The following is a 10,196-nucleotide window of genomic DNA, read 5'->3' as shown; positions in this document are numbered from 1 at the left end:
GATTCAGGGGCTGTGCGCCGCTTATGCCAACACTTATTTTGCCAGTATGCCGGGGAGGGTGATTCGCCGCATTACCCTGCGGGATTTCTTAAAAAGGGACAGCATCCCGCGCCAGAAGGAGAAGTTTGCGGCCAGAGGCCGTATGGAGACAGAGGCGCTTGGGCTTGCGGGAAATATCACAGGAAGAACCGCATGGGACAGGCATTATGCCAAAGAATGGAACCCTGATGCGGTTTACTACAGTATGAATGAAACGCTGCGGGAGCCCTTTTATGAGGGCTGCTGGAAGAAGGAGGAATGCGTTCCCTTTTCCATTTTTGTAAGCCAGGGAGACTATCCTGTGAAGGGACTGCATTACCTGCTTCTGGCGTTGCCTGCCATCAGAGAGAGGCATCCGCAGGTGAAGGTGTCCGTGGCAGGAAACTGTATTGTGAGAGAAGGGGGGGTTAAGGAAAAGCTGAAAATCTCCGCCTATGGAAGGTATCTGCAGGAGCTGATAGAGAGAGGGGGGCTTAAGGACTGCGTAGAGTTTCTGGGAAAGCTGAATGCAGCGGAAATGAAGGAACGCTATCAAAAAAGCAGCCTTTTCGTCTGCTGCTCCACCATAGAAAACTCTCCCAATTCCCTGGGAGAGGCCATGATCCTGGGAATGCCCTGTGTCAGCGCCGATGTGGGTGGAATTCCCAGTGTTTTCCGAGGGGGGACGGACGGGATTTTGTACCGGGGCTTCCGCACAAAGGAAAATTCTTTTGATAACACATGTAATTCTTTTGGCGGCCATGAGCCGGAACTGGAAGAAATTGTAAAAGGGCTTACAGAGGCGGTGCTGGAAATGTGGTCGGACACAGATAAAATGCTTCAGTACTGTAAAAATGCAAGAGATCATGCAGAAAAAACTCATGATAGAGAGAAAAATTACCGGAAACTGACGGAGATATATGCAGACATTCAGGAGAAAAAGAAAGGAGCGCCGCAGACACGGGGATGAAATTTGTATTCGTATCCAATTATCTGAATCATCATCAGATTCCCTTTTGCAACGCCATGTATGAGCTTTTGCAGGGAGACTTTGCCTTTGTCCAGACCGAGCCCATGGAGGCGGAGCGGGTGAGAATGGGATGGAGTAAGGACATCCAGGCTCCTTACCTGAGACTGTACTACCATGAGGAGGAGGCCTGCAGAAGGCTGATTGCTGATGCCAAAGTGGTATTCTTTGGAGGCACGGACGAAGAGGGCTACATAAGGGAGAGATTGGATTTGGGAAAGCCTGTGATCCGCTACAGCGAGCGGCTGTATAAAAGCGGGCAGTGGAAGGCGGTGTCCCCCAGAGGGCTTTTGAAAAAGTATCAGGATCATACAAGATACCGCAGGCAGCCGGTGTATATGCTCTGTGCCGGAGCTTACGCAGCTTCGGATTTTCATATTGTGAGGGCTTATCCAGGAAAGCTGCTTCGCTGGGGATATTTTCCGGAAACCAGAGAGTATGCGGTGGATCAGCTGATGGCGGAAAAAAAGCAGGGCAGCATTCTATGGACGGGAAGATTCCTTGACTGGAAGCATCCTGAGCTTGCCATAGAGACTGCCAGATACCTGAGGGATAAGGGATACGATTTTCAGATGGAGCTGGCGGGGGGCGGAGAGCTGGAGCCCCTTGTGAGAGAAAGAATAGAGGAGTACGGGCTTAAAGAGCGGGTCAGGCTTTTGGGCTATCGCAGGCCGGAGGAAATACGCTGCCTTATGGAGCAGACCCAGATCTATTTGATGACCAGCGACCGCATGGAGGGCTGGGGCGCTGTGGTAAACGAGGCCATGAACAGCGGCTGCGCGGTGGCCGCCGGTCATATGGCGGGAGCTGTGCCCTTTTTGATCAGCCCGGGCAAAAATGGACTGATTTACCGGGATGGGCATAAAAAGGAGCTGTTTGCCGCAGTGGAGAGGCTTCTGCAGGACAAGGAGCTGTGCAGAAGGCTTGGCACAAATGCCATAGAGACCATTACCCAGGAGTGGAATGCTTCCACAGCGGCCGGGCGGCTTTTGGGGCTTTGCGTGAGACTTGGTTTTTTGGAGAAGGGGGAGGCAGCCGGGGAGATTTCCCTCACGCCGCCTCTCACAGGCCCCTGTTCTCCTGCCCCTGTGCTGTCAGAGAGGCGGATGAAATGGAGAAAGCAATGGAAAAACCCTTGATTAGTGTGATTGTTCCGGTTTACAATGTAAAAGAATATCTGCCCAGATGTGTGGCGTCTCTGCAGGCACAGACCTATCCCAATCTGGAAATCCTTCTGGTGGATGACGGAAGCGACGACGGCACCGGGCAGCTGTGCGACAGCCTGGGGGCAGAGGATGAACGAATCCGGGTGTTCCACAAGGAAAACGGAGGCTCCTCCTCCGCCAGAAATCTTGGGATAGAACAGGCCAGAGGTGAATATCTGGGTTTTGTGGACAGCGATGACTATGTAGAGTATAATATGTATGCACTTTTGCAGGAGGCTCTTGGAAAATACGGGGTGAAGGCTGCCCAGATCGGCAGAGATGAGATTTCCCAGGAGGGAGAAAGACTTCCTGATATCTGTGTTCCTCCTTCTTCGCCGGAGTGCATAGAACCGGAGGATTTCTTGCGGGAACTGCTTTTGCACAGAGGGGACTGCTCCTTTTGCACCAAGCTTTTAAAAAAAGAGGTGTTTTTGGGCCGCCGCTTTCCGGAGGGTGTGCTGAATGAGGATTTTCATCTGCTGGTGGAGATGCTGCCGGACATAGGCGGCATTGTGTCGCTGCCGGAGCGGGGATATCATGTTTTTTGCAGAATGGGAAGCAATACCAGAAGAAATACCGGATTTTCCCGAGTGTTTTCCGACAATGTGGACAATGCGGACATGGTGATGGAGCTGGTAAAAAAACATTATCCGGCTCTTTACAAACAGGCCAGACGCTTCGGCCTTTACCAGCGGCTGGACTATATGCTTCACATTCCGATTTCGGAAATGAGGGGGGAAAATCAGGAATACGGCCGGATAAAGGGGTATCTTAGAAGATATTGGGCGGAGGGAATGGCAAATCCCTTTCTCACTCCCCAAAATAAGGCTTATCTGACGCTTCTTGCGGCGGCTCCAAAGACGGTGCGCTGGATACACAAAAAGGTGAAACGATTATGAAAAGGTTGAATGATATCAGGGTAGGTATTCTGAAGATACCGGTGACGCGGATTGCGCTCTTGGTGGTGTCCGATATGGTCTCCATTCTGGTGGCCTCGGTGTTAAGCCTCTATGTGCGCTATGATTTCAAATTCATGGATGTGCCCAGGGAATTCTGGGTGGCGGTGCTTGACGCCTACTGGTACAATGCGGTGATCGTGGCGGTGGTGTTTGCCATTTTCAAGCTCTATAACAGTGTGTGGCGGTATGCTTCTGACACAGAGCTTGTGAACAATGCCATTGCGGTTGTGATCTGTTCTATTATGCAGCCCATTATCTTTTGGATAGAGGGCGTGCGGCTGCCTACCAGCTATCCCTTCTTTTACGGCTTCTTTCTCATGATCCTCACCTGCGGCGTCCGTTTCAGCTACCGCATTCTGCGCATTCTCCAGAACCGGAGACTCCATCATTTTGGAGGGAAGTCCCGGGTCAACTGCATGATTGTAGGAGCAGGGGCTGCGGGAAACGCTATCTTAAAGGAAATAGAAAGCAGCAGCTATCTGAGCATCCACGTGGCCTGCGCCATTGATGACAATCCGGGGTGCCACGGGAAATACCTGCGGGGGGTGCCCATTGTGGGCGGCCGGGAGTCCATTCCGGACAACGTGGAAAAGTACAATATTGACGAGATCATAATCGCCATTCCTTCCGCCAGCAGACAGAAGCTCAAGCCCATTCTGGAAATCTGTAAGGAGACAGGATGCAGGCTGCGCATTCTCCCCGGCATGTATCAGATCATCAACGGGGATGTGAATGTGTCAAAGCTGCGGGAGGTACAGATTGAGGATCTGCTGGGCCGGGATCCCATTGAGGTCAATGTGGAGGAGATCATGGGCTATGTAAAGGACAAGGTAGTGCTGGTCACCGGAGGGGGCGGCTCCATCGGCAGCGAGCTGTGCCGCCAGATTGCCCAGCATACTCCCAAGAGGCTTGTGATTTTTGATATTTACGAGAACAGTGTTTACGAAATCCAGCAGGAACTGAAGCAGAAATATCCAAGGCTTGACATGGTGGTGCTTATCGGTTCTGTAAGGAATACGGCCAGAGTCAATGAGATCTTTAAGAGATACCGGCCGGATATTGTGTATCACGCGGCAGCCCACAAGCATGTGCCCCTTATGGAGGACAGCCCCAACGAGGCTGTGAAAAATAACGTGTTCGGCACCTATAAGGTGGCCACGGCGGCGGATAGGTACGGGACAAAGCGCTTTGTGCTGATCTCCACGGACAAGGCGGTGAACCCTACCAATATCATGGGAGCCAGCAAGCGTATCTGTGAGATGATCATTCAGAATTTAAACCGCAGCTCAAAGACGGAATATGTGGCGGTGCGGTTCGGAAATGTTTTGGGCAGCAACGGCAGCGTGATCCCGCTGTTTAAAAAGCAGATTGAACAGGGAGGCCCAGTGACTGTTACCAGCCCGGATATCATCCGTTATTTTATGACCATTCCCGAAGCCGTGTCCCTGGTGCTTCAGGCGGGCGCTTACGCCAAGGGGGGAGAAATCTTTGTGCTGGATATGGGAGAGCCCATGAAGATTGTGGATCTGGCAAAGAACCTGATCAAGCTTTCCGGCTACCGGGTGGGGGAGGATATCAAGATCGAGTTTATCGGTCTGCGCCCGGGAGAAAAAATGTACGAGGAGCTTCTCATGAACGAGGAGGGGCTTCAGGAGACCGCAAACAAGATGATCTATATCGGCCGACCAATAGAGTATGATGCGGATGTGTTTGAAAAACAGCTGGAGCGTCTCAGACAGGCCTCCCTGGATGAGGAAAGCGATATCAGGCGTTTGGTGCGGGAAATCGTGCCCACCTATCATTATGAGGAATAAGGAGGAAGCTCATGTATCCGAGGCTGAAGCGGGGAATGGATTTTATGATGGCTCTTTTGGGGATGATTCTCTTGTCCCCGGTGTTTCTTTTGCTGACAGCAGCCATAAAGCTGGACTCCAAGGGACCGGTGCTTTTTCGCCAGAAAAGGGTGGGAATCCATAAGACCCACTTTATGATCTTGAAATTCCGAACCATGCGGGTGGATACGCCCAAGGATATGCCTACCCATCTTTTGAAGAACCCACAGCAGTATATCACCCGGGTGGGCCGCTTCCTGCGCAGAACCAGCCTGGATGAGCTGCCCCAGATCATCAATATTTTAAAGGGGGACATGGCTGTGGTGGGACCCAGGCCCGCCCTGTGGAACCAATATGACCTGATTGCTGAGCGGGATAAATACGGAGCGAACGATGTGCGCCCCGGCCTTACGGGCTGGGCACAGATCAACGGCAGGGATGAGCTGGAGATTCCGGTGAAGGCGGCCCTGGACGGGGAATATGTGAAACGGATGGGCTTTCTCATGGACTGCCGCTGCTTCTTCGGCACCTTCTTTAAGGTGCTTCGGGGAGAGGGCGTAGTGGAGGGCGGCACGGGAAGCCTTGAGGAGGAGAAAAAGCCTTTTAGTCACAAGTAGTTAAAATTGCTTGCGGCTTTGGAGTCAAGTTGCACTAGGAATCGAAAAATCCGCTGATTTCGTTCCAAAAAATCCGAACTCGCTGCGCTCAAACATGCGGATTTTTTCTCACAACGCAAATTTTTCAATTCCAAGGGCAACTATGACTCCTGCAGAGAGCAAACAATTTTAACTATTTGTGACAGAGCTACCTTTTGCCATCAACATTGTAGATCATTGTAAAACTGGTAATTTTGGCAGATTCCCTCTGGGTGGGCCATGCTTCCTAAACAGACCCTTGCTGGCCGCCGGTACTTAGGCGGTGTCCTCTGCAGCCTTATGTACCGCTGCAGTCAGCTCGGAGCGAAAGCGTGTCTGTGTGGAAGCGTGCCTCACATAAAGGGAGGAATAGCAAAATTTTTTATTGAGATTACTTAAAAAAGGAAGCAGCATGAAACATTTATTGATAACCGGCGTCCATAGTTATATCGGGAATGCGGTGGAGGCATATCTGAAGCAGTGGAATAAGAGGGAGGGGCAAGAGCGTTACCAAGTGGATAAGATTTCCTTGAGGGAGGGCTTCCCAAAGCCGGCCGGGGAATCAAAATGGGACGCTCTTTTGCATGTGGCGGGAATCGCCCATGCGGATATAAACGGCGTGTCCGAGGAAACCAAGGCTCTTTATTACCGGGTAAACAGGGACATTACGGTGGAGACTGCAAAATGGGCAAGGCAGGCCGGGATTCCTTTGTTTATTTACTTAAGCAGCGTGATTGTCTATGGGGAGAGTGGGAGGGCCTGCCGGGATGTGCACATTACGGCGGACACAAAGCCTTCGCCCACAAGCTTTTACGGGGACAGCAAATACCAGGGGGAGCTGGGACTAAAGGAATTGGAAACAGAGGATTTTCATGTGGCAATCCTGAGACTTCCCATGGTTTACGGAAAGGGCAGCAGGGGGAATTTTCCCATGCTGGTAAAGCTTGCAGAAAGGCTTCCCTTTTTTCCAAACATTGAAAACAGGCGGAGCATGATTTATGTGGAAAATCTGGCGGAGTTTATCCGCCTTTTGACAGAGAGCGGGGAAGGGGGAATCTTTTTCCCACAAAACGAGGACTATGTGTCCACCGCTGAACTGGTAAAGGAAATCGGGACTGCTAAGGGAAAGAAAATCCGGCTCACCAGGGCGTTGAATCCCTTTGTGAGACTGGCCCGGGTTCTGCCTGGAAAAGCGGGGGGGATGGCAGGCAAGGCATTTGGTTCCCTGACTATTGACCTGGGGCTTGATAAGGGACCTAAGGGATATCGGAAATATTCCTTTTCAGAGAGCATAAGGAAGAGTGTTTGAAATGACAGTGAGTATTATCACCATTGCATTTAACAGTGAGAGCTGTATAGGAGCTACCATAGAATCTGTGCTGGCACAGCTGGAGGCGCCTGCGGAATATTGGATTATCGATGGGAAAAGCAGTGACGGGACAGTTGAGAAGGCTGAGACTTACCGGGACGCATTTGCCAAAAAAGGTATTTCCTATCACATTATAAGCGAGCCGGACGGGGGGATTTACGACGCCATGAACAAGGGAATCCGTCTGGCAGAAGGAGAACTCATAGGGATTTTAAACAGCGGGGACACTTACCAGCCGGAGGCGGTAGAAATCGCTGTGGAGACCTTTCAGAGCCAAAAATGTGATTTGATGTTTGCTAATATACGAATACACCGGATAGGAGGCGGCAGTTTTGTAAAAAAAGCCAGACTGCGTAAATTTCAGACCTCCAGGGACTGGAATCATCCCACCACCTTTGTGCGGGCCAGGCTTTATAAGGAGAACCCCTTCCGGGATATGGGCATTCATGACGATTACGGCTTTTATCTGCAGATGGTGCGCCAGGGACGGAAAATTGTCACTGTGGACCGGGTGCTGGCAGATTTTTATCTGGGCGGGGCAAGCAGCCGCAAAAGCTTAAAGGAGGCCGCAAGGCGTATTCGGGACAGATACCTTTACTGCTACCGCATCAACGGTTACAGCAGATGGTATCTTGCAGAATGTGTGGGAATTGAGGTTTTTAAATTTCTATTTGGATGATTCTTTTTCGACAAAATCCTTCTGCGACACAGATATTTCCAGTAGACAACAGGAATTTCTGTGTTATGATACGGCATGGAGGCGTTAACAGGTACAAAGGAGTGACTTCATGAAAAAATTTTTATTGTTGTTAGGTACCATATGCTTAATGGCTGGTTTGTTTTCGGCCGGTGCATTCACCTATGAAGCCCATGCTTTGGATGAGGAAACCGCTGTCTGGGTTGAGGAGGCCAGAGGGGCGCTTCAAGAAATTGTACAAGAGAGGGATATCATGGCGTTGGTGTATCTGAGCGATGAATATCCTGTGCGTGTGCAGGCTTCCTATGACGCGGAGGTACTGGTAACCGTACCCAGCGGACAGATGGTGGAGATCAAGGACGTATTTGTGGACGACAATTACGAGGTCTGGGAGTATGTAAGCCTGCTGTACGGAACAAATGAGTATCAGGGATATATTCCCCGATCCTTTCTGGCGTGCTCCGATGAAAAATTTCTGGAGTGGGAAGCAAGCTACGGAATGAATCCCGCGGCAAATGTGGTTGCCTACTCTGTGGACGGAACCCAGAGGTATGCGGACATCGACCAGTTTCCCGCAAGCTATCAGGCAGCCCTTACCGCTTTGAAGCAAAAGCATCCCAACTGGACCTTTGTGAAAATGAACACGGGTCTTGACTGGGACACTGTGATTTACAATCAGCTTCAGGGAGGGAGAAGCCTTGTGTATAAAACCTTTCCGGACTATACCAAGGCGGGGGCCTACGACGATGGAAACTGGTTTTATGCCACTGAGGAAATTCTGGAATACTATATGGATCCCAGAAATGCTCTCACAGAGGATGGGGTGTTCCAGTTTGAGCTTTTGACCTATAATAAAACCTATCACACGGAGGCTGCTGTGGAAACCTTTTTGAATAATACTTTTATGAACAGCAGCAAAAATGCGCCGGGAACCAGTATGACCTTTGCTCATATCTTCTGGGCCATCGGAGCGGAGGAGGGCAGAGAGGTGAGCCCTTTTCATCTGGCGGCCAGAGTGTACCAGGAGCAGGGACAGGGCACATCCGGCCTGATTTCGGGAACCTATCCGGGGTATGAGGGATATTATAATTATTTCAATGTGGGGGCAACGGGAACCACCACTACCCAGGTTATTGAAAACGGCTTGAAATATGCCAAGGAGAAAAACTGGTATAATGCCTATTTTTCCATTTTGGGAGGGGCGGACGTGATCTCCGCCAACTATATTAAGAGAGGGCAGGATACTTTGTATCTCCAGAAATATAATGTAAACCCTAATGGCTATTATGCCCTGTATACCCATCAATATATGCAGAATATTTCTGCCCCTGCCAGCGAGGGAAAGAGCATGAAGAACCTTTATGCAAGCGCAAATTCGCTGGAAAACACCTTTGTGTTTAAAATTCCCGTCTATGAGAATATGCCGGCAGGTGCAAGCCCCATGCCAACGGCCTCTACGGATGTGATTCTGGAGTATCCGGCAGGGTATAGTGATACCACAGTGTATCTGGACGGCGTTGCCTATACGGCTCAGGCCCAGAATGGGAAATATGTGGTGAAGGCGCCGAATACCGGCGCAAAAACGGCGGTGGTTTACCGCTATAACGAGTCAGGGGTGCCTGTGGGGATGTATATATGGACCTTAAGCTATGCCAATAACGCCTATACGGCTGCGGCTCAGCCGGGACTGGCGGATCTTTTGACCTACCACGGATTTTCCATCCGCATTACAGGAAATTCCGGCATCCGCTTTAAGACCGGTATTTCTACGGATGTAAGAGCAGCGCTCACGTCAGGGGGTGTGAATGGTTACAAGCTGAAGGAATATGGCACTCTCGTGATGAACAACGCCAACAGAGCCTCCTATCCCATGATCAAGGGAGGGGAGAAGGTGTTAAGCGGCATGTCCTATGGCACCAACGCAAGCGGCGGTCTGGAGGATAAGATTTATGCCACCACTGGAGGAAGATATCACTTTACCTCGGTGCTGGTGGGGCTGCCTGCCAACCAATATAAGGTGGAGTATGCCTTTAGAGGCTATATTGTGCTGGAAAAGGATGGGGCGCAGATTACTCTTTATGGCCCTGTGGTGGCAAGGAGTATTTATTCTCTGGCACAGCAGCTTTTGCAGATGGGAACCTATCCCCAGGGCTCTGATGCAGATTTGTTTTTGAAACAGCTTATCAGCGACGGAGACGCCGCGGGGTGAGCAACAGCAGGAGAAAGGAACAGTGGAAACAGGTTAACCTTTTTCAGATAGGAAAGGATGAGGAGATGAGGAAAAAACTAATCTATGGATTGCTTGCGGGAACGGTTCTTGCGGCCATGCTTACAGGCTGTGGGGATGGCAGCGAGGAAGGAACCGGGGGAACCAGCTCTGAGGTGGCGGTGATTTCCCCCGAACCGGCCCTTTCGGATACGGAAAGAGAAATTCTTGATTATGAGTTAAAATAC

Annotated in this window: 8 protein-coding genes and 1 pseudogene; all 9 read left to right on the top strand. The window is 50.7% G+C overall.

The annotated features are described in order from the left end of the window. The coding region (locus AC1WIP_RS06300) for a glycosyltransferase family 4 protein (protein ID WP_481141043.1) at positions 1–988 on the top strand (988 nt) is incomplete at its 5' end. After that, positions 985–2,184 (top strand): glycosyltransferase family 4 protein, encoded by a 1,200-nt coding sequence (locus AC1WIP_RS06295; RefSeq protein ID WP_481141042.1) that lies wholly within the window; start codon positions 985–987, stop codon positions 2,182–2,184. The genes AC1WIP_RS06300 and AC1WIP_RS06295, both read left to right, overlap by 4 nt. Then, complete coding sequence (locus AC1WIP_RS06290; RefSeq protein WP_481141040.1) at positions 2,157–3,149, top strand: glycosyltransferase family 2 protein; 993 nt, start codon at positions 2,157–2,159, stop codon at positions 3,147–3,149. Before AC1WIP_RS06295 ends, AC1WIP_RS06290 begins: the two co-directional genes overlap by 28 nt. Continuing rightward, positions 3,146–5,023 (top strand): polysaccharide biosynthesis protein, encoded by a 1,878-nt coding sequence (locus AC1WIP_RS06285; RefSeq protein ID WP_481141039.1) that lies wholly within the window; start codon positions 3,146–3,148, stop codon positions 5,021–5,023. The genes AC1WIP_RS06290 and AC1WIP_RS06285 overlap by 4 nt, the downstream gene beginning before the upstream one ends. Before the next feature lie 11 nt (positions 5,024–5,034). Further along, positions 5,035–5,658, top strand: coding sequence for a sugar transferase (locus AC1WIP_RS06280; protein ID WP_481141038.1), 624 nt, complete (start codon positions 5,035–5,037; stop codon positions 5,656–5,658). A 430-nt stretch (positions 5,659–6,088) separates the two neighbouring features. Beyond that, on the top strand, positions 6,089–6,985 hold the full coding sequence (locus AC1WIP_RS06275; RefSeq protein ID WP_481141037.1) for an NAD-dependent epimerase/dehydratase family protein: 897 nt from the start codon (positions 6,089–6,091) through the stop codon (positions 6,983–6,985). 1 nt (position 6,986) lies between these two features. Then, positions 6,987–7,724 carry a glycosyltransferase family 2 protein gene (locus tag AC1WIP_RS06270; protein ID WP_481141036.1) on the top strand — a complete coding sequence of 246 codons (738 nt, stop codon included), beginning with the start codon at positions 6,987–6,989 and terminating at the stop codon, positions 7,722–7,724. A 109-nt stretch (positions 7,725–7,833) separates the two neighbouring features. Continuing rightward, a complete protein-coding gene (locus AC1WIP_RS06265) occupies positions 7,834–9,951 on the top strand; it encodes an N-acetylglucosaminidase (protein ID WP_481141035.1) in 2,118 nt (705 codons plus the stop codon). 65 nt (positions 9,952–10,016) lie between these two features. After that, positions 10,017–10,196: pseudogene (locus AC1WIP_RS06260) on the top strand (hypothetical protein); the annotation flags it as partial.

The organism is Acetatifactor sp., assembly GCF_982438285.1.
This window is presented reverse-complemented; position numbering and strand designations above follow the sequence as displayed.